The sequence below is a fragment of the Micromonospora sp. NPDC049900 genome, from assembly GCF_044461025.1.
In the GTDB taxonomy this organism is placed as follows: Bacteria; Actinomycetota; Actinomycetes; order Mycobacteriales; family Micromonosporaceae; genus Micromonospora.
In genome coordinates, this window is record NZ_JBITKM010000002.1 from 801643 (window position 1) to 820126 (window position 18484).

19 protein-coding genes and 2 pseudogenes are annotated in these 18484 nt (G+C 71.3%); 10 read left to right on the plus strand and 11 right to left on the minus strand.

Features of this window, described 5'->3' with window-relative positions; all coding sequences use genetic code 11:
- Positions 1 to 175 precede the first annotated feature (175 nt).
- Entirely contained in the window at positions 176 to 298 is a 123-nt protein-coding gene (locus ACIBMZ_RS08105) for a hypothetical protein (RefSeq protein ID WP_396691836.1), read from the minus strand.
- A gap of 122 nt (positions 299 to 420) precedes the next feature.
- Here ACIBMZ_RS08105 and ACIBMZ_RS08110 point away from each other — a divergent pair, with 122 nt between their 5' ends.
- Positions 421 to 939 carry a hypothetical protein gene (locus ACIBMZ_RS08110; RefSeq protein ID WP_396691837.1) on the plus strand — a complete coding sequence of 173 codons (519 nt, stop codon included), beginning with the start codon at positions 421 to 423 and terminating at the stop codon, positions 937 to 939.
- A gap of 4 nt (positions 940 to 943) precedes the next feature.
- Here the strand turns inward: ACIBMZ_RS08110 and ACIBMZ_RS08115 are convergent, their stop codons facing one another.
- Positions 944 to 1669, minus strand: coding sequence for a Clp protease N-terminal domain-containing protein (locus ACIBMZ_RS08115; RefSeq protein WP_396691838.1), 726 nt, complete (start codon positions 1667 to 1669; stop codon positions 944 to 946).
- Between the two features lie 190 nt (positions 1670 to 1859).
- Here ACIBMZ_RS08115 and ACIBMZ_RS08120 point away from each other — a divergent pair, with 190 nt between their 5' ends.
- The 3 genes from ACIBMZ_RS08120 to ACIBMZ_RS08130 all read left to right on the plus strand — a co-directional run bounded on the left by ACIBMZ_RS08120 (position 1860) and on the right by ACIBMZ_RS08130 (position 4936).
- A complete protein-coding gene (locus tag ACIBMZ_RS08120; protein ID WP_396691839.1) occupies positions 1860 to 3107 on the plus strand; it encodes a family 16 glycosylhydrolase in 1248 nt (415 codons plus the stop codon).
- 121 nt (positions 3108 to 3228) lie between these two features.
- Positions 3229 to 3975 (plus strand): hypothetical protein, encoded by a 747-nt coding sequence (locus ACIBMZ_RS08125; RefSeq protein ID WP_396691840.1) that lies wholly within the window; start codon positions 3229 to 3231, stop codon positions 3973 to 3975.
- Positions 3976 to 4108: 133 nt separating this feature from the next.
- The gene (locus ACIBMZ_RS08130; protein WP_396691912.1) at positions 4109 to 4936 is read left to right on the plus strand and encodes a DUF72 domain-containing protein; all 828 of its coding nucleotides are present in this window, start codon (positions 4109 to 4111) and stop codon (positions 4934 to 4936) included.
- 21 nt (positions 4937 to 4957) lie between these two features.
- Here ACIBMZ_RS08130 and ACIBMZ_RS08135 read toward each other — a convergent pair whose 3' ends face one another.
- On the minus strand, positions 4958 to 5473 hold the full coding sequence (locus ACIBMZ_RS08135; protein WP_396691913.1) for a DNA mismatch repair protein MutL: 516 nt from the start codon (positions 5471 to 5473) through the stop codon (positions 4958 to 4960).
- Between the two features lie 108 nt (positions 5474 to 5581).
- Here ACIBMZ_RS08135 and ACIBMZ_RS08140 point away from each other — a divergent pair, with 108 nt between their 5' ends.
- The 4 genes from ACIBMZ_RS08140 to ACIBMZ_RS08155 all read left to right on the plus strand — a co-directional run bounded on the left by ACIBMZ_RS08140 (position 5582) and on the right by ACIBMZ_RS08155 (position 9071).
- Positions 5582 to 6268 carry a response regulator transcription factor gene (locus tag ACIBMZ_RS08140; protein ID WP_396691841.1) on the plus strand — a complete coding sequence of 229 codons (687 nt, stop codon included), beginning with the start codon at positions 5582 to 5584 and terminating at the stop codon, positions 6266 to 6268.
- Positions 6265 to 7548 carry a sensor histidine kinase gene (locus tag ACIBMZ_RS08145; protein ID WP_396691842.1) on the plus strand — a complete coding sequence of 428 codons (1284 nt, stop codon included), beginning with the start codon at positions 6265 to 6267 and terminating at the stop codon, positions 7546 to 7548. The genes ACIBMZ_RS08140 and ACIBMZ_RS08145 overlap by 4 nt, the downstream gene beginning before the upstream one ends.
- Positions 7549 to 7662: 114 nt before the next feature.
- Positions 7663 to 8481, plus strand: a complete 819-nt coding sequence (locus ACIBMZ_RS08150; RefSeq protein WP_396691843.1) for a lytic polysaccharide monooxygenase — start codon at positions 7663 to 7665, stop codon at positions 8479 to 8481.
- A complete protein-coding gene (locus tag ACIBMZ_RS08155) occupies positions 8466 to 9071 on the plus strand; it encodes a DUF305 domain-containing protein (RefSeq protein WP_396691844.1) in 606 nt (201 codons plus the stop codon). Before ACIBMZ_RS08150 ends, ACIBMZ_RS08155 begins: the two co-directional genes overlap by 16 nt.
- An 82-nt stretch (positions 9072 to 9153) precedes the next feature.
- Here ACIBMZ_RS08155 and ACIBMZ_RS08160 read toward each other — a convergent pair whose 3' ends face one another.
- The 4 genes and pseudogenes from ACIBMZ_RS08160 to ACIBMZ_RS08175 all read right to left on the minus strand — a co-directional run bounded on the left by ACIBMZ_RS08160 (position 9154) and on the right by ACIBMZ_RS08175 (position 12916).
- Positions 9154 to 9501, minus strand: a complete 348-nt coding sequence (locus ACIBMZ_RS08160; RefSeq protein ID WP_396691845.1) for a beta/gamma crystallin domain-containing protein — start codon at positions 9499 to 9501, stop codon at positions 9154 to 9156.
- Between the two features lie 255 nt (positions 9502 to 9756).
- Positions 9757 to 10071: pseudogene (locus tag ACIBMZ_RS08165) on the minus strand (hypothetical protein); the annotation flags it as partial.
- A gap of 177 nt (positions 10072 to 10248) precedes the next feature.
- A complete protein-coding gene (locus tag ACIBMZ_RS08170; protein WP_396691846.1) occupies positions 10249 to 11868 on the minus strand; it encodes a sigma-70 family RNA polymerase sigma factor in 1620 nt (539 codons plus the stop codon).
- A 112-nt stretch (positions 11869 to 11980) separates the two neighbouring features.
- On the minus strand, positions 11981 to 12916 hold the full coding sequence (locus tag ACIBMZ_RS08175) for an oxidoreductase (RefSeq protein WP_396691847.1): 936 nt from the start codon (positions 12914 to 12916) through the stop codon (positions 11981 to 11983).
- 116 nt (positions 12917 to 13032) lie between these two features.
- Here ACIBMZ_RS08175 and ACIBMZ_RS08180 point away from each other — a divergent pair, with 116 nt between their 5' ends.
- Complete coding sequence (locus tag ACIBMZ_RS08180; RefSeq protein WP_396691848.1) at positions 13033 to 13581, plus strand: SMI1/KNR4 family protein; 549 nt, start codon at positions 13033 to 13035, stop codon at positions 13579 to 13581.
- Positions 13582 to 13694: 113 nt separating this feature from the next.
- Here the strand turns inward: ACIBMZ_RS08180 and ACIBMZ_RS08185 are convergent.
- Positions 13695 to 14822 (minus strand): annotated as a pseudogene (locus tag ACIBMZ_RS08185) (aldo/keto reductase).
- Positions 14777 to 15340 carry a TetR/AcrR family transcriptional regulator gene (locus ACIBMZ_RS08190; protein WP_396691849.1) on the minus strand — a complete coding sequence of 188 codons (564 nt, stop codon included), beginning with the start codon at positions 15338 to 15340 and terminating at the stop codon, positions 14777 to 14779. The pseudogene ACIBMZ_RS08185 and the gene ACIBMZ_RS08190 overlap by 46 nt, the downstream one beginning before the upstream one ends.
- 129 nt (positions 15341 to 15469) lie before the next feature.
- Here ACIBMZ_RS08190 and ACIBMZ_RS08195 point away from each other — a divergent pair, with 129 nt between their 5' ends.
- Positions 15470 to 17809 (plus strand): MMPL family transporter, encoded by a 2340-nt coding sequence (locus tag ACIBMZ_RS08195; RefSeq protein ID WP_396691850.1) that lies wholly within the window; start codon positions 15470 to 15472, stop codon positions 17807 to 17809.
- Here the strand turns inward: ACIBMZ_RS08195 and ACIBMZ_RS08200 are convergent.
- Both ACIBMZ_RS08200 and amcA read right to left on the minus strand, forming a co-directional pair.
- Positions 17775 to 18110 (minus strand): hypothetical protein, encoded by a 336-nt coding sequence (locus ACIBMZ_RS08200; RefSeq protein ID WP_396691914.1) that lies wholly within the window; start codon positions 18108 to 18110, stop codon positions 17775 to 17777. The two genes, ACIBMZ_RS08195 and ACIBMZ_RS08200, sit on opposite strands and share 35 nt — an antisense overlap.
- A gap of 68 nt (positions 18111 to 18178) precedes the next feature.
- On the minus strand, positions 18179 to 18466 hold the full coding sequence (gene amcA / locus ACIBMZ_RS08205) for a multiple cyclophane-containing RiPP AmcA (protein WP_396691915.1): 288 nt from the start codon (positions 18464 to 18466) through the stop codon (positions 18179 to 18181).
- Positions 18467 to 18484 lie beyond the last annotated feature (18 nt).

The window sequence follows — 18484 nt, forward strand, 5'->3', positions numbered from 1 at the left end:
ACGGTACGTCGGCCGCCACGCGCGGCGGTACCGATCAGGTGACCAACGCCTCGTCCGGGAACCCGAGCCATCGACCAGCCGTCATATCCATTTCCATACATGGACAACTTTCTCTGGGACGGTGGGGGACATGCCGATTCAGCCGAACGATCGATCCGCGCAGGACACCAGACGGTCACGACGGTGCGCCGAACAGTTCCCGGGCCAGCCCTCGTACCGCGGCCACCGCGCCGACCTCGGCACACTCTCCTGGCATGACCTGAACGAGCTGCCGGCGGGCCGCTCTCCCCGTCGCCACCTCAACACCCTCTGAGGGCCCCGGCGCCCGGGGCGACCCGGCGAGCCAGCGCGTCCTTTCGCACACCTGTCGGGTAACGTCTGCTGGTCCTCCGACAGGTCACGACGGGAGCAACTGCGCACATGGGCAAGAAGACGATCCGCGTCTCCGACTTCAGCGGCACGGTGCTGGGTCCCGACGACGAGGCGGTCCGCGTCGTCGTCGTCGAGCACCCTGACCTGGTGGCCGGGCCTGTGCAGTTGGACGCGACGCCGGTGGAGGTGGAGACCATCGACGACGCCGCGCTGGACGTGGCGGTGGTCGAGATCCACGACCGGCACGGCAACGGCGAGCCGCGCCGGGTGGTGCTGACCGCGAGCGAGTTCGACGCGATGGCCACCGACATGCCGATGGCCCAACTGCTCAAGACCGCCGAGCGGGTACGCCCGCCGAAGGCGCGACGCGCCGCTGAGAAGATCGATTACGGCACCGTCGAGCATGCCGGGAAGCCGCACCGGGGGCGGGTCACCGAGGAGGAGGCCCGACTGGTGCGCGAGCACCTGGACGAGGTCAACAAGCGCCTCGCCGACGCCGGACTGCGCCAGATCGAGCCGGACGACCCGGAGCACGCGGCCCGGTACGGCTTCCCCACCGAGTCCTGATCCGCTACTCGTTCACCTGGAGCTTGGCCAGGGCCGCCGTGGTAGCCGTCTCCACGGCGGCCTTGTCCACGCCGAGGCCGGTGAGCACACCCTCGCCGTCCTCCTGCTCCAGCAGCGCCAGCAGGATGTGCTCGGTGCCCACGTAGTTGTGTCCCAGGCGCAGCGCCTCCCGGAAGGTCAGCTCCAGCGCCTTCTTCCCGGCCGCGTCGTACGGGATCAGGTCCGGGGACGCGCCCGTGGAGGGCGGCAGCGCGGCGGTGGCCGCCTCGCGTACCGCCTCGGCCGTGACGCCTCCGGCGGCCAGCACGTACATGGCCAGCGCCTCCGGCTCGGCGAGCAGGCCGAGCACCAGGTGCACCGGGCCGATCTCGGTGTTGCCGGCGGCACGGGCCTCGTTCTGCGAGGCCATCACGACGTTGCGGGCACGCGGGGTGAAGCGGTTGAACCCCTGCTGCGGGTCGATCGGCTCGGCGTCGCTCTTGGCCACGAAACGCTTCTGCGCGGCCTGCTTGGTCACCCCCATGCTGCGGCCGATCTCGGTCCAGGAGGCGCCCGAGCGGCGGGCCTGGTCCACGAAGTGACCGATGAGATGGTCGGCGACCTCGCCGATGTGGTCGGCGACCATGACCGCGTCGGTGAGCTGGTCGAGCGCGTCGGGGTGGGCCTGCTTGATGGCCTGGATCAGGTCGTCGAGCCGGACGGGGTTGTTCATCTGGACGGGATTCGTCATGCGTCAACCATAGGTTGACGGGCCATTGCCGTCAACCTATGGTTGACGATCACTGAGCGTCGCCCCACCCCATGATCGCTGTTAACAACCTTGACTAATTCTGTTGAAATAGACAGACTGCGATATGGAGAGCGCTCTCCCCTCCTCGCCGGGGCGCCAGCCTCATCCGCCCACCCCAAGGAGACCCATCGTGTCCACCATCTCCCGCAGGCTCCGACGGGGCGCCGCCGTCCTCGCCGCGGCCGTCGTCGCCAGCCTGCTCGTCGTACCCGTGACCGCCGCACCGGCCGCCGCCGCCATCGGCGGAATCACCTGGCAGGACGAGTTCAACGCCCCGGCCGGCACGCCGGTCGACCAGTCCAAGTGGCGCTTCGACATCGGCGGCCACGGCTGGGGCAACAACGAGCGGCAGTACTACACCAACAGCACCAGCAACGCGGTGCACGACGGGCAGGGCAACCTGGTCATCACCGCACGCCGGGAGAACCCGGCCAACTACCAGTGCCACTACGGTCGATGCGAGTACACCTCGGCCCGGCTGCTCACCGCCGCCACCTTCAGCCAGGCGTACGGCCGCTTCGAGGCCCGCATCAAGATCCCTCGCGGCCAGGGCATCTGGCCCGCCTTCTGGATGCTCGGCAACGACTTCGGCAACGTCGGCTGGCCGGCCTCCGGCGAGATCGACATCATGGAGAACATCGGTCGCGAGCCGAACACCGTGCACGGCACCGTCCACGGGCCGGGCTACTCCGGCGGCGGCGGGATCACCGGCAGCCGCGTCATCGGACAGCCGCTGGCCGACGCCTTCCACACCTACCGGGTCGACTGGGAACCGAACAGCATCCGCTGGTACCTCGACGGCCAGGAGTTCTTCCGCATCGACCCGAGCCGGCTCGGCGGCAACCGCTGGGTGTTCGACCACCCGTTCTTCATGATCCTGAACGTCGCGGTGGGCGGAAACTGGCCCGGCTACCCCGACGGCAGCACCCAGTTCCCGCAGCAGATGCTCATCGACTACGTCCGCGTCCACGGCTACGTCCCGGACGGCAACACCGGCACCACCCGGATCCGGGGCCAGCAGAGTGGACGGTGCATCGACATCCCCAGCGCCAACCCGTACGACGGGGCACCGTTGCAGATCTGGGACTGCAACACCACCGCCGCCCAGGCGTGGACCTTCGCCGCCGACGGCACCGTCCGCGCCATGGGCAAGTGCATGGACCCGGCCTGGGCCGGCACCGCCAACGGCACCGAGGTCAACCTGGTCACCTGCAACGGCAACCCGGCCCAACGGTTCACCCTCAGCCCCGCCGGTGACCTGGTGAACCTCAGCGCGAACCGGTGCGTCGACGTCCGGGAGAACAACCCGAACAACGGCGGACGGCTGCAACTCTGGGACTGCGCCGGCACCGCCAACCAGAAGTGGTCCCGCGTCTGAGCGCAGTTCCTGTGGGCTCACCGCCGTCGGCGGTGAGCCCACACGCCTTCCCAGCCGTAAGAGTCGGTGACGGGCCCGGCGGGTAGTAGCCCTCTGCGGGCACCGAGGTACGGGAGGCGACGTGGAGAACGCTCAAGCGGCCGACGGGCGACGGTTCTGGTGGTGGCTCGGCGGGGTGCTGCTGGTCCTGGTGGTGGTGCTGGTGTCCACCTGGACCTGGGTCACGGTGCGCGGTGACGGCCGGGCCGGACACGTCGTCACCGGCAGCGCCGACGACCTGCGGGAGGCCACCTTCGTCCTGCTCGACGGCGCCGATGTGGTCCGGCTGCGCACCGACGACCTCGGCGCGGACGCGTACCGGGTGTCGACGCCCCGCGACGCGGGTGTGCGGCCCGCCGTCTCCCTCACCGACGGCAGCGTGCTCACCAGCCTGCGCGGCACCGGCCAGGACGGGCCGGCCATCGTCGAGGTGGTGCTGCACCACTCCGTACGCTGGCATCTCCGGCTCGGCGGCGGCGCCAAGGAACAACACCTCGACCTGCGGAACGCCCAGCTCGGCGACGTCGAGTTCACCGCCGGGGCGAGCCGGATCGAGCTGACCCTGCCGCCGGCCGAGGGCACCCAACGCACCGTCCTGGGCGGCGGGGCGAACCAGGTCGTCGTCCGCCTGGCCGGTTCCGCCCCGGTGCGGGTACGCGCGGGCGGCGGTGCCGGCTCGGTCACCGTCGACGGGTCCACCCAGTCCGGCGTGGCCGGCGGCACGGTGCTGACGCCACCGGAGTGGGAGTCGGCCACCGACCGGTACGACATCGACGCCACCTCCGGCGTCTCCAGCCTGACCGTCGACCGCACCGACGCCGACGGCTGACGATCCGCCGGGGGCCGGGCACTGCCCGCCCGGTCACCGGCCCGCACCGACGGTCCGGATACCGTACGTCGGCGGCGTGGACGTCGTCGCAGGGGAGGTGGTCGCGGCCATGCGGCTGCACGTCGGGTGTGCGATGTGGACACACAAGTCCTGGCAGGGTCGGTTGCTGGCGCACCCGCTGCCGACCTCCGAACGGCTGCGCCACTACGCCGGGTGGTGCGACGCGGTCGAGGGCAACACGACGTTCTACGCCACCCCGACCCGGGACACGGTGGCCACCTGGGCGCAGCAGACCGGCCCGGACTTCCGGTTCGTGGTCAAACTGCCCAAGGTGGTGACGCACGAACGTCGGCTCACCGACGTCACCGAGCCGATGCGGGTCTTCCTGGACGCGATGGCACCGCTCGGCCCACGCGCACACGCCCTCTGGGTGCAGCTTCCCGGCTCGTTCGGCCCGGACGACGTACCCACGCTGGCCCGCTTCCTGCGCCGGCTGCCCGCCACCCACCGGGCCGCGGTGGAGGTCCGCCACCCCGCCTTCTTCACCGAGCCGCACGCGGTCCGGCTGCTGGAGACGGCGCTGGACGAGGCGGACGCCGAATGGGTCCCGTTCGACACCACCGCCTTCTTCGCCGACCCGCCGACCAGTGACGCCGAACGTGACGCCTGGACCAAGAAGCCACGAATGCCACTGCGCACCCGCGCGCTGACCGACCGGCCCATCGTGCGGTATCTCGGCCGCGACGACACCGACCGGACGGTCGAGGGCTGGCAGCGCTGGGTCGACGTCACCGTCGACTGGCTGCGCGAGGGCCGCTCCCCCACGATGTTCGTGCACACCCCCGACAACGCGGAGGCTCCCGTGCTCGCCCGCCGCTTCCACGACGAGGTCCGCGCCCGCGTGCCCGAGCTGGCACCGCTGCCCGAACCGATCCCGGTGGAGCCCACGACGCTCTTCTGACCCGCCGGTCGGCGGCCCGTGCTACGAGCCGACCTTGCTGACCTGCACGAACGGGCGGTCGTCCCACCAGATCGCGTGGATGATGAAGCTGCGTCCCGGCGCGTTGAAGTAGACCGCCATGTTGTCCGGCGAGTTCTGCACCTTCTGCACCGCGTACCCGTCCGCCGGGGTCGCCGTGACCAGCTCGACCACGCCCGTCGAGGTCATCCGGACGACGGCCTGGCCGCCCTCCACCCGGAACGAGCGGACGTAGCTGCGGACGCCGTCGTCGCCCACCGTCACCGTCCAACCGTCCTCGGTGGTCACGGTCGGGGCGGTGGTCCGGCTCGGGCTCGTCGTCGGGCGGCGGCTCTCCACCGGCTCCGGCGTGGCGCTCGGGGTGGGGGTCGGGCTCACGCTGGGTCGCGGTGCCGCCGACGTCGGCGGCGGTGCCGACGAGGGCAGTGGCGTCGGCGGTCCGGGCGTCTCCACCGCAGGCGGTGGGCTCAGCGCCTGGTCCTGGGCAACCGGCTCCCGCAACACGGGCAGGATCGCCATCGACGCGAGCACGATGCTCGACGCGGTGGCGACGCACCATCCCGTGATCGGCGCCCACCAGGAAGATCGCACGAGGACATCGTCTCATCTACCCATATGGTGTACGCCATGGCGATGATCCTGCTGGTCGAGGACGACCGCAACATCGCGGCCGCCCTCACCCGTGCACTGACCGACGCCGGTCACGTGGTACGGCCCGCCGGGCACGCCGCCGAGGCGCTGAGAATCGTCACCACCGAGCGACCGAACCTGGTCATCCTCGATCTCGGACTGCCCGACATCGACGGTGCCGACGCGCTGCGGATGATCCGTTCGGTCTCCGACGTACCGGTCATCGTGGCGACCGCGCGCCGCTCCGAGACCGACATCATCAGCCTGCTCGGTGCCGGTGCCGACGACTACGTGACCAAACCCTTCTCCGGTGGACACATCCTGGCCCGTATCGACGCGGTGCTGCGCCGGGCCCGGCCCACCGCGAACGAGACCCCACAGTCGATCAGCGTGGGCGAGCTGACCATCCGTCCCCGGCAACGCCTGGCCGAACTGCGCGGGCAACCGCTGCAACTGACCCGACGCGAGTTCGACGTCCTGGCGTACCTGGCCGAACGGGTCGGTCAGGTGGTCAGCCGTCGGGAGCTGATGAACGAGGTGTGGCACCAGGCGCAGATCGGTGAGGAACAGACCATCGACGTGCACATCTCCTGGCTGCGGCGCAAGCTCGGGGAGACGGCCGCCCGACCGCGTTTCCTGCGTACCGTGCGCGGGGTGGGCGTGATGATGGTCGACCCGCGATGAGGTGGGCGCTGAACCGGCTGGCCATCGCCATCACCTCGATGGTGGCACTGGCCTTCCTGGTGCCGCTGGCGATCGCCACCGGGCAGATCGCCCGGGACCGGGCCGTCAGCGAGGCCCGCCAGCAGGCCACCGCGCTGGTCACCGTGCTGGGCATGGACGCCGACCCGACGCTGCTCACCAACGCGGTGGCCAGCACCACGGCGGGCAGCGCGGGGCGGCTCGCCGTGCACCTGCCGGACAGCGCGCCGATCGGCAGCACCCACGTCACCGACGCGCAGGTACGCAGCGCCGCCGGGGACCGCCGCTCGGTGCTGGCCCCGGCCGGCGACGGTGTCGCGTACCTGCAACCCACCGTGCTCGCCGACGGCCGGACCGTGATCGTCGAGGTGTTCGTGCCGGAGACCGAACTGCGCCGGGGCGTACGGACCGCCTGGTTCGTGCTCGGCGGCCTGGCGATCGTCCTGGTGGCCGGTTCGACGCTGCTCGCCGACCGGCTCGGTGGGCGGCTGGTGCGCGCCACCCGGGACCTGTCGGCGTCGGCGCGGCGGCTCGGCGGTGGCGACCTGACCGCCCGGGCCGAGCCAGCCGGTCCGCGTGAACTCCAGGACGCGGCCCGGTCGTTCAACACGATGGCCGACGACCTACGGCTGCTGATGAACCGGGAACGCGAGTTGGCCGCCGACCTCTCCCACCGGTTGCGGACGCCGTTGACCGCGCTGCGTCTCGACGCCGAGGCGATGCCGCCGGGCCCGATCGGCGAGCGGATGCGGCAGGCCTGCGACCTGCTCGACGAGGAGTTGGACTCGATCATCCGCGGGGTGCGACGCGGCACCGACGGGCGGGACGGGCAGAGCGCCGACCTGGTGGAGGTGCTCGCCGACCGGTTGGCGTTCTGGTCGGTGCTGGCCGAGGACCAGGAGCGCCCGTGGGAGGTGACCGGCGGCGACGTGCCGGTGGTCCTGCCGATGCCGCGCAGCGAGCTGATCCTGGTGGTGGACGCGATGCTCGGCAACGTCTTCGCGCACACGCCGGACGGCACCGCCTTCCGGGTCAGCGTGTCCCCCGACGGGGTGGTGGTGGACGACGCCGGGCCGGGCATCGCCGACCCGACCCGGGCGGTGCAGCGGGGCGTGAGCGCCGCCGGGTCGACCGGCCTCGGTCTCGACATCGTGCGGCGGGCCGCCGAGACCTCGGGTGGTCACCTGGTGGTCACCCGCAGTCCGCTCGGTGGTGCCCGGGTCGGGATCCTGCTCAGGCCGGTCGACCACGCTCCGGAGTGACTCGGGAGCAGCCACCGGCTTTCATGATCCTTTCCGGAGCCGTTAAGGCTCCTTTATGGAACCGCGCATTAGCGTCCTCGCCGTCACAGCCGCAGCGAGCCGTACGGAGTTCAGATGCGCAGGAAGATCAGCTACCCACTGGTGGCCCTCGGCATGGTCGCCTCGTCACTGGCGGTCTCCTCGCCCGCCCAGGCCCACGGATACGTGTCCAACCCGCCCAGCCGGCAGGCACTCTGCGCGGCCGGGACGGTCACCGACTGCGGCCCGATCCAGTTCGAGCCGCAGAGCGTCGAAGCGCCCAAGGGCTCGCAGCGATGCGACGGCGGAGTGGCCCAGTGGTCCGTACTCTCCGACGAGTCCCGCGACTGGCCGGCCCGCAACGTCGGCAGCTCGGTGACGCTCACCTGGGTGCTGACCGCCCGGCACCGGACCGCCGACTGGCAGTACTTCATCGACGGCAACCTGGTCGCCGAGATCGACGAGGGCAACGCCCAGCCGGACGCGACCGTGTCACACACGATCGACCTGAGCAACTTTCCGGGACGGCAGCGGCTGCTCGCGGTCTGGAACATCGGCGACACCCCGATGGCCTTCTACAACTGCGTCGACCTGATCGTCGGCGGCGGCGGGGCCGCGCCCGCACCCCGGCCGACCACCGCCGCGCCCACCACCGCACCGCCCACGGCCGCGCCCACCACCGCACCTCCCCGGCCCGGCACCGCGCCGTCCAGCGCCGCACCCACCACCGCCGCACCGACCAGCGCGGCCCCGCCGCCGGCAGCCGGCGGTGACGCCTGGGCGGCCGGGGCCAGCTACCGCACCGGTGACGTGGTGACGTTCGAAGGCAGGCGGTACGAGTGCCGGCAGGGCCACACCGCGATCAACAGTTGGGAGCCCTCGATCTACACCCTCGCGCTGTGGCTCCCGCTGTGAGGCGCCGCCTGGTCGCGGCGGTCATGGTCGTGCCGTTCCTGCTCGGCGCGTGCGGATCGCCCACCACGCAGCAGCCGCCCGCCGCGACGAGTGACACCACGGTCGCCGAGATCAAGGCCGGCGACGAGTACAACGACACCGACGTGATGTTCCTGCAGATGTTCGTGCACCACCAGCGGCAGGCCCTGCAGATGACCGCCACCGCGGTGCAGCGTGCCCAGGACCCGGAGCTGAAGACGTTGGCCCAGGCGGTGCAGGTCACCGAGTCCGACGAGCTGAAGATGATCGAGGGCTGGCTCAGGAGCTGGGGCAAGTCCACCGAGGTCGACACCGCGCCCAACCTGCACGCCCACCACGGTGGGCTGCCCGGCACCGGACCCGCCGAGATCGAGGCGTTGACGACGGTCAAGGACGCCGAGTTCGACACCGCGTTCCTGAACCTCTTCCTGGCCCACCAGCACAACGCGATGGAGCTGGCCAACCTGGTCCGCAACGGCGGCGAGAACGCCGAGACCAGGGCCTTCGGCGAGCGGGTCCGCGCCTCCCGGCAGGGCGGGATCCAGCAGATGCTGAGACTGATGAACGGGTAACCGCCGAGACGGGCACGTCAGCGGGGACGGCCGACGTGTCGGCCGTCCCCGCTGACGTACTACCGACGGCGACCGGCGGCCGTCACCAGATCCGCAGCTCGTACACCCGGACGGCGGCGAAGTTGAGGTAGCGCTGCTTCTCCAACGTCGTCGAGTGGTAGCGGCCGGCGTACTCGTAGTTGACCGTCACCTTGTTGTTGCCGGAGTTCACGCGGTGCACCTTGCCGATGTTCACCGCGACGGCTCCGGCGTTCGCGAAGCACTGGGTGGAGCCGATCCCGCTGCTGGTCTCATAGCTCACGGCGAGAAGATCGGTCCGCCCGGCACAGTCGACGCGGTTGATGGCGTACGCGGGATTTGCCGGCAGCGCGAAGGTCACCGCGACCGCGGCGAGAGCTCCGGCGGCGACCTTCTTCAGATTTACCCTCAAGGCGTGATCTCCTGATCGTGGGACGAGACAGGTCCGGACCGACCGCCGTACACCCCGGAACTCGGGTGGGCGGTGGCCCGGCACCTTCACGACGGACCGCGCCGGGGCGACGTTCATCTCTCGGTGACCGCGCGAACACCGGACTCGTCGCTACCCGAGCCGATCCTGCTCCTGTCGACCGCTCTCGTCCGCACGTTCGGCGCGATCGACCGGCATCGGTCGACTTCCCGTCGGTGGCCGGTCGCCGCGCCCGCCCGTCCGGGTCACCCGGTACCGCCGGTTCAGTCGGTTCGGCCAGCCCAGGAACCTGTCGAACATGTCGGCGGCGCTGCCGGTCTGACAGGGATCCAGCCGGTGCAGGTCGTCGATCGCCTCGTGCAGGCAACCCGCCAGATAGACGAAGAGATTGACCGGGGCACCCTCGTAGTCGGCCAACAGGGCGAGCTTGCCGCGGGTACACGGCCAGGGATGACCGCAGTGGCGGCACAACCACAGTGGACGCATCGGCGGATGCTCGGCCGGCTCGGCCACGACCTGGTGCGGAGTCGGCGGCTGACGTTCTTCGGTCATGACCGTGGCCTCACCTGCATGCGACTCCCGCCGACTCGGACGAACGGCGTGCGGCGTACGACCGGCCGTGAGCCGCCGACGCCCCACGCAGTAGGAGGCCCGGCAGCCGGTCCGGCGTTACGAAAAGTGCGTCGCCGAAATCGTGCGTCGCCGGTCGCGCGAGTCCGGGCCCGGCGATCAGGCCCAGGGGGTACGGACCCGGAATGAACTCGCCCGCGCGAACGTCTCCGAACCGTCGGGAAAGTCGATCCAGAACCCGACGTCACGCTCGTGCACCACCAGGTGCGGGTAGTTGTGCGAGCGCATCGTCACCGAGGTGGCCGTCGCTCCTCGTTCGGGACAGAAGGTCGCATCCTCCCGGAACAGCGGGGTGCCCTCGTCCGGGTGCAGGCGCAGGCGCAGGCTCGCGTGCCGCAGGTAACGCCCGTCGGCACTGCGCAGGGTGACGCAGCCCGGATCGGCGAGCCCTCGGCTGACCGTGAAGGTGGCGCGTCGTCGGACCTGCGTACTGCTGGCCCCGGTGACCTCGTCGAGCCCGGCGAGGTCACCGTCGACGGTCAGGTACCGGCCCGGTGCCCGTACGGACTCGAACGACCAGGTGCCCAGCGGGATGGTGCCGGCCGGCCCGGACGGGCGTACCGCCGTCGGTGCTGCGGCCGGGGTGCGGGCCGGGGTGGTGGCGGCCGGAGTCGGGGTGGGGCGCGGCGGGGCAGCCGACGACGTCACCGGCGCCGCCACGGCCGGCGGCGGCGCGGGCACGGGGTCCGGCCGTAGCGCGACGCCGACGGTGGTGCCGGCGATCAGCACGGCACCGGCCGCGACGCTCGCCACCGGATGCGCCACCACCGCCTGGGTGAGCATGCCCAGCACCGACCCGCCCTGCCCGGCGGCCACCCCGCCGCTGACCGCTGCCCCACCGGCGACCGCCGTTCCACCTGCCGCCGTAGTCCCGGCGACGGTGTGCGCCGCCAGGGCCGGAGTGCCCCCGGCCGCACCGGTCAGCAGGCCCTTGGCGACCAGCGCCGCGGTCAGTCCGGTCGGCACCGCCAGCGACGCGATGCCCAGCAGCAGCCGTTCGGCGGGGACGCGGTCCTCGGCACCGGCCCCGCAGTACCGACAGTCGCGGACGTGCCGGGCGATCCGCTTGCGCCACACCGGTGTGGGCCGCCCGTCCCAAACACGGACCGCCGTCGAGAGGTCCGGGCAGGGCGCACGGAGGGACAGCGCCGCGACGATGCTGCGGCCGGACTCCAGTTGCTCCCGCATCCGATGCAGGCGTACGCCGACGTGCGCGACGGTCAGGCCGGTCGCGGCGGCGACCTCGGCCCGGCTCAGCCGCCCGGCGCACTCCTGCCACCACAGCGCCAGCAACGGCCGGTACGCCGGGTCGAGCCACCGGGTCGCCTCGACCAGTTGCCGACGCTGGTCCGACACGTGCAGCCGCAGGATGGCCTCACCCTCGACGTCACCGCCACCGGGCAGGTGCTCCACCGTGGCGACCACGGCGAGCCGGTCGACCGCACCGCGGACCCGGTTCCGGTGCCCGGCGATCTGGTGCAGCGCGATCGCCACCAGCCACGAGCGGAAGCTCTCCGGCGCCCGCAGCGTCGGCAGGTCACGGACCACCCGGAGCAGCGTCTCCTGCACCACGTCGTCCACGTCCGGGTGCCCGCTCAACGCCCTGCCGACGAGGTTGTAGAGCAGCGGAAGGTGCGCCGAGACGAGCTGGTCGCGCGCCGACCGGTCCCCCGCCTGCGCGGCGACGACCAACGCGGCGTGGTCCGCAGTGATCGTCATACCGCACCGCCTCAGCCGTGTCGTACGGGCGGGTCCCGCCGGGCACGACGTCACACGATATCGACTGTCACCGGTCCATGGCCGGTTTCACGAGGGCGGCGAGCCGCGCCTCTCAGGGCCCGGTACTTTCGACCGGGTCCACGGTGATCGGCACGCCGGTCAGCCGCTCGCTCTCCGTCCACAGCCGCGCCGCCACCGCGACGTCCAGCGCCCGCGCGCTGCGGCGGGCCCGCACCGGCGGACCGGAGTTCTCCATCCGGTGCGCCGGCCCCCAGTAACTGCCGCTCTCCGCCTCCGGGTCGGTCGCGGCCCGCAACGTCGGCAGCACCCCGTCGTCGAGCTTCATCGCCACGTACCGCCCGACGGCGTTGACGACGTCGACGAACCGGTCCCGCCCCTGGCCCGGGCCGGTGTACGTCCACCCCGGATGGGCCGCGGTCACCCGCACCGACGCACCCGCCCCGGTCAACCGGCGGTCCAACTCCAGCGCGAACAGCAAGACGGCGAGCTTGCTCTGCGCATACGCGGCGAACCGCCCGTAGCGCCGCCGCTCCCAGTTCAGATCGTCGAAGTCGATCCGCCCGGTGCGGTACGCGTTGCTGGCCACCACGACCACCCGCGACCCCTCGGTCGCCCGCAGCGCCGGAAGCAACCGACCGGTCAGCGCGAAGTGCCCGAGGTGGTTCACCCCGAACTGGGACTCGAAGCCCTGCCGGGTGCGCCGCAGCGGCGGATACATCACGCCCGCGTTGTTGACCAGCAGATCCAGCCGGTCGTGCGCGGCCCGGTATGCGGCGGCGAACTCGGCCACCGAGTCGAGATCCGCCAGGTCCAGCCGGAGGAACCGCACCTCGCCCGACGGGAACTCGGCCCGGAGCCGCGCCACGGCCGCCTCGCCCTTGCCCGGATCGCGGCTGGCGAGCACCACCCGCGCACCCCGGCCCACCAGCAGCCGGGCGGTCTCCAGCCCGAGGCCGGTGTTGGCGCCGGTCACGATCGCGGTACGTCCCCGCTGGTCGGGAACATCGTCGTACGTCCAGCGCCTCATCGGTCACCCCTTCGGCCCGCCGCCGACGACCGGCATCGCAGGCGTGACAAGGCTTACCGCCTCCCGCCGCTGCGTCAAGCGCGGTCGTGTCGGTGGGCTGTGGCAGGGTCCCACCCGTGCACGACCACCACGCCCTGCTGGCCCGGATCACCGCTCGGATCCGTGCGGACGACATCGCCGACGACCTGCCGGCGCCCCTGCCTCCGGACGCCATCGCCCGCGCCGAGCAGCGGCTCGGCTTCCGCCTGCACCCGCTGCTCGCACAGCTCTACGGCGAGCTGGCCAACGGCGGTTTCGGCCCCGACTACCAACTCCTCGGCCTGGTCGACGGAGCCGACGGCGACCAGGCCGTCGACGTCTACCTCACCGCCCGCACCGACGCCGCCGGTACGGAGTGGGCCTGGCCCGAAGGCGTCCTGCCCATACTCGACTGGGGCTGCGGCATGTACGCTTGCGTGGACTGTCGATCCGCCGACGGCACCGTGCTGCTCTTCGAACCCAACCCCGGCGACCCCGATGCCGCCTGGTTCGTCGACTCGCCGAGCCTGCACGCCTGGCTCACCCACTACGTCGAGGACACCGGCTGGTGGAACGCGGCGGAGGCGGGCGAGGACCCCGGCGAGATGCCCCTCTGGGACGAGGCCCGCGCCCGCGCCGCCGACTGAGCCGGGCAGGGGACGTCGCGCGTGTCCCCGGCCCGTCACGTTGCGTTCCTGCTCAGGCGGCCTCGTCCGAGCGCTGGCGCAGCTCAGGCGGTTCGTCCAGGCATCAGCGCAGCTCAGGCAGCCTCGTCCAGGCGTCGGCGCAGTTCGGTCGGCAACGTCAGGTCGGCCGCCGCGAGACACTCGTCGAGCTGCGCCACCGAGCTGACCCCGACGATCGGCACGATCGCCGGATCGCCACCGGTCAGCCAACTCAACACCACCTGGTTCGGGGTGACGCCCAACTCGGCCGCCACCTACCCCAGCACCCGCAACCGGCGCTCGGTGCCCGGGTGCGCGTAGTGCTCCGGCAACGGCTTGTCCGACCGGGTGTAGGTGCCCCACAACAGCGTGCTGTACGCGAACATGGTCAGATCGCGGCTGCGTACCAGGTCCAGCAGCTCGTCCCCGGCGTGCACGTGCCCACCCTCCGGCAGCACGGTCGCCGGACGCGGCAGCAGATACGAGTAGCGCTGCTGGACGACCGTGTACGGGGTCCAGCCCCGCGCCGAGGCCAACGCCCGCGTCTCGGCCAGCCGCCAGGCCGCGTGGTTGCTGGCGCCCAGTGTCCGTACCCTGCCCTCGGTCACCGCCTCGTGGAACGTGGCCAGCGTCTCCTCGTCGGAGGTCACGCGGTCCTCCCGGTGGGCATAGTAGACGTCGAGATGGTCGACGCCGAGCCGCTTCAGCGAGCCGGCGAGCTGCTCCCGGATCACCGACGCGCCGAGTCCCTCGGCCCCTCCGCCGGCCGCCAACCCGGAGCCGACCTTCGACGCCAGGACCAGATCGTCCCGGTTGCCCCGGCTGGCCAGCCAGCGACCCAGCACCGTCTCGCTCTCGCCGCCGGACCCACCGGGCACCCAGAACGAGTAGCAGTTCGCGGTGTCGATGGTGGTGCCACCGGCCTCGACGAACCGGTCCAGGATCGCGAACGAGGTCGCCTCGTCGATCACGGTCCCGAAGGACATCGCACCGAGACAGAGTTGGCTGACCTGGATTCCCGAGCCACCGGACAGTTCACGTCGTCTCATCGTTCCTCCAGAGATGGGCGGGATCCGCCGACCGGAGCCTGGGTACTGCGCCGGACCTCCACACGACCGCGCGTCGAGGTGGATTGTGACGCTACTGAACCGTGGCGGATCTCGAAGGGACCTGTCGGTCAAGTCTGTGGCGCCGCCGGGCGGGTGAGGCTGCGCCAGAGCCATCTTGCCGCGACGGACGCATCGGGGAGAGGGTCGCGTCGGAGCCAGGCGGTGATGATGCCGATCGTCATGCCCGACAGTGCGGCGGCAAGGACGTCGCGGGGCAGGTCGTCCTCGTCGAGGGCGGTCGGCGCGTCGAGGCCGCTGGTGATCAGTTCCTCGATCCGCTCGCGGAGAGCTGCGGCGACGATCGAGGATCTGTTGCTCTGCAGGACCTGCCGGTAGACGGTCGCGTTGGCGGCGATGTGTTCGAGATAGAGCCTCATCTCGGGTGCGGTACCCGGGACGAGGGGGTCCCGCCTGGTGGTGTGGATTCCGGCGGAGGCCTGGTCGACGGCGCTCTTGAGTGCGGCCGTCAGGAGTTGTTCCTTGTCGTCGTAGTGCTGGTAGAAGGTGCTGCGGTTGATGCCCGCCCGGCCGGTGATGTCTCCGACGGCGATCTCGTCCAAGGGGCGTTCGCGGGCGAGGGCCAGTAGCGCTTCCTGCAGGCTCGTCCGTGTTCGCGCCACCCGTGGATCCATGGCTCGATCCTGTCACGTCCTTCTCGGCGGCAACTTAACCGACATGTGTTGGATAACCAACGAGTGTTGGTTTACTGTCTGGTGGCCGGGCGGGCCACCTGCCCGGAGCCGCTGTCAGGGGAGGACTTCGTGGCAATACTTCTGCACCGTCTGGGGCGTTTCGGCGCTCGCCGGTCCGGGATGGTGATCGCCGGATGGCTGGCCGTGCTGGCACTCGCCGTCGGCGGGCTGGTGACCTTCGGAGGCTCGCTCGCCACCGGTTTCTCGATCCCGGGCACCCCGACCGAGAAGGTCAACGAACGGCTCGTCGAGGCGTTTCCCGAACTGACCGGCGCCACCGGCTCGGTGGTGTTCACCAGTGCCGAGGGGGCGTTCACCCCCGCTCAGCAGGCACGGATCGGCGAGGTGCTGGCGGGCATCGGGCAACGCGACGGCGTAGCCGCGGTCATCGACCCGTTCACCGCCGCGCAGCAGCGCGCCGAACAGTCCAGGCGGCTCGATGCCGGTCTCGCCGCCCTGGAGAGCGCCCCTCGGCCGTTGACGGCCGAACAAGAGGCCCAACTCCGCCAGATGGAAGACGCCACCACGCTGAGCGGTGCCGCCTCGTCGATCCGGACGGTCAGCGAGGACCGAACCGTCGCGGTAGCCGCCGTCATGTTCCGCGACGGCATCTTCAACCTGTCACCGGAGCTGCAACGCGACATCGCCACGGCGCTGGACGAGGCGGATATCCCCGGAGTCGCGGTCGACTACTCCTCGACCATCGCCGCGACGGCCGGCAGCCCGTTCGGCATCGGCGAGGTGATCGGGCTCGCCGTGGCGCTGATCGTCCTGCTCATCCTGCTACGTGCGCTGATACCCGCCCTCACCCCGCTGCTGACCTCGATCGTGGGCGTCGGCGTCGGTGTGGTGGGATCGATGGCGTTCAGCGACGTCGTGGACATGACGTCGGGGACACCGATCCTCGGCGTCATGCTCGGACTCGCCGTCGGCATCGACTACTCCCTGTTCATCCTCGACCGGCACCGCCGTCAGGCCCGCGACGGCATGCCGGTGCACGAGTCGATCGGTGTCGCCAACGGCACGGCGGGAACGGCGGTCGTCTTCGCCGGCTCCACGGTGGTCGTCGCCCTGGTCGCCCTCGCGGTCACCGGCATCCCGTTCCTCACGGTCATGGGCGCGGTCGCCGCGTTCTGCGTCATGGTGGCGGTCCTGGTGTCGATCACCCTCACCCCGGCACTGCTGGGCCTCATGGGCAAGCGCGTCCTGCCCGGACGGAGCCGGGCCACCGTCCGGCGACAGAAGCCGCCACAGCCCATGCGCACGGGACGGGCCGTCGCCGCGACGGTACTCGTCGTCGCCGTCCTGACGATCATCGCCGTACCCGTCATGTCCCTGCGTCTCGGCCTGCCGGACGGCTCCTCGGAACCTCCGGACAGCCCCCAGTACCGCGCATTCGTCAAGGTCGCTCAGGGCTTCGGCGAGGGAATCAACGGGCCACTGCTCGTCGTCGCGGAATCTCCCACGCCGGTCGCCGAAGCCGACCAGGTCGCCACCCAGGCCGAGATCGTCACGACGATCCTGCGACAGCCGAACGTCGTCGCCGCCGCACCCGTCGCGGTCGCCGCCGACGGCAAGACCTTCGCCTTCCAGGTCGTACCGGCCGAAGGACCGAACAGCACGACGACCGAACAACTCGTCAACGACCTCCGTGCCCTACCACCACTCGCGGCGGACATGACCATCGGCGTGGCCGGCCAGGCCTCCGGCAACATCGACATCTCCCGGAAGCTCGCCGACGCCCTACCGGTCTACCTGCTCGTCGTGATCGGGCTGTCGCTCCTGATCATGATCGCGGTGTTCCGGTCCCTGCTCGTGCCCATCGTCGCCACCGCCGGGTACGTCCTCTCCCTCGGCGCCGCACTGGGCGCGGTGACTGCCATCTACCAGTGGGGTTGGCTGGCCGACCTGTTCGGCGTGCACAGACCGGGGCCCGTGCTCAGCTTCGCGCCGATCGTCATCATGGGCATCCTGTTCGGCCTGGCCATGGACTACCAGATCTTCCTGGTCTCCGGCATGCGCGAAGCCTTCGCACACGGCCGACCCGCCCGACTCTCCGTCACCATCGGGCACCGCCGAGGACGCGTCGTCGTGACCGCCGCAGCCATCATCATGATCGCCGTCTTCGGTGGATTCGTCTTCTCCCACCTCACGATGATCCGGCCACTCGGCTTCGGCCTCGCGGCCGGAGTCCTCTTCGACGCCTTTGTCGTCCGACTGGTCCTGGTCCCGGCACTGATGCATCTTCTCGGCGACCGCGCCTGGTGGCTGCCGGCCTGGCTCGACCGGGCACTGCCGAACGTCGACATCGAAGGATCAGCCCTGTCCCGGAGCGAATCCCTCAGTGCGGTGATGACTCCGATGTCGCGCACGCTCATGTCCTCGCCGGTGTCTGCGGATCGTCCGTAGGCGGGCGGCGGCTGCGGTGCCGGGTGGGCCAGCCGAGGAATCGGTCGAAGACATCGGCGGTGCCACCGGTGTCGTGGGGGTGGAGCTGACGCAGATCGTCGATCGCGTCGTGCAGGCAACTGGCCAGGTAGAGAAAGAGGCTGACCGGGCTGTCCCGGTGTTCCGCCAGAAGGGCGACCTTCGCTGCGCCGCACGGCCACGGCTGGCCGCACCGCCGACACAGCCATAGCGGACGCATAGGCAGATGCGGCCGGGACGGCTCGACGCGGACTGCCTCGACCGGCCGCCCTGGCAGCGCCATCGGCCGTAACGGCGGTTGCTCCGATGGCGCGGGCGATCCAGCGCCGACGGGACGGTCTTCGTCGCTGTTCATCGCGGACCGCGCTTCCGTGCCTGCCGCTCGAACACAGTCCGCCAAACGTGTGTCAGCAGCGGCGGGTCGGCCGGTCCCGGCTGTACCGGCGGAGCCGATGTCGACCGGTCTCGCGGCAAATCGCCCAACTTCGCGTTGCGCGAGACGTACACACTCACCGCCGGCCCCCACTCGGACCCGCTGTTGGTTGGTGGTGGGGGGGGGGGGGGGGGGGGGCCGCCCCCCCCCCCCCCCCCCCCCGCGCGCCCCCCCCCCCCCGCGCCCCCCCCCCCCCCCCCCCCCACCCGCCCCCCCCCCGACGA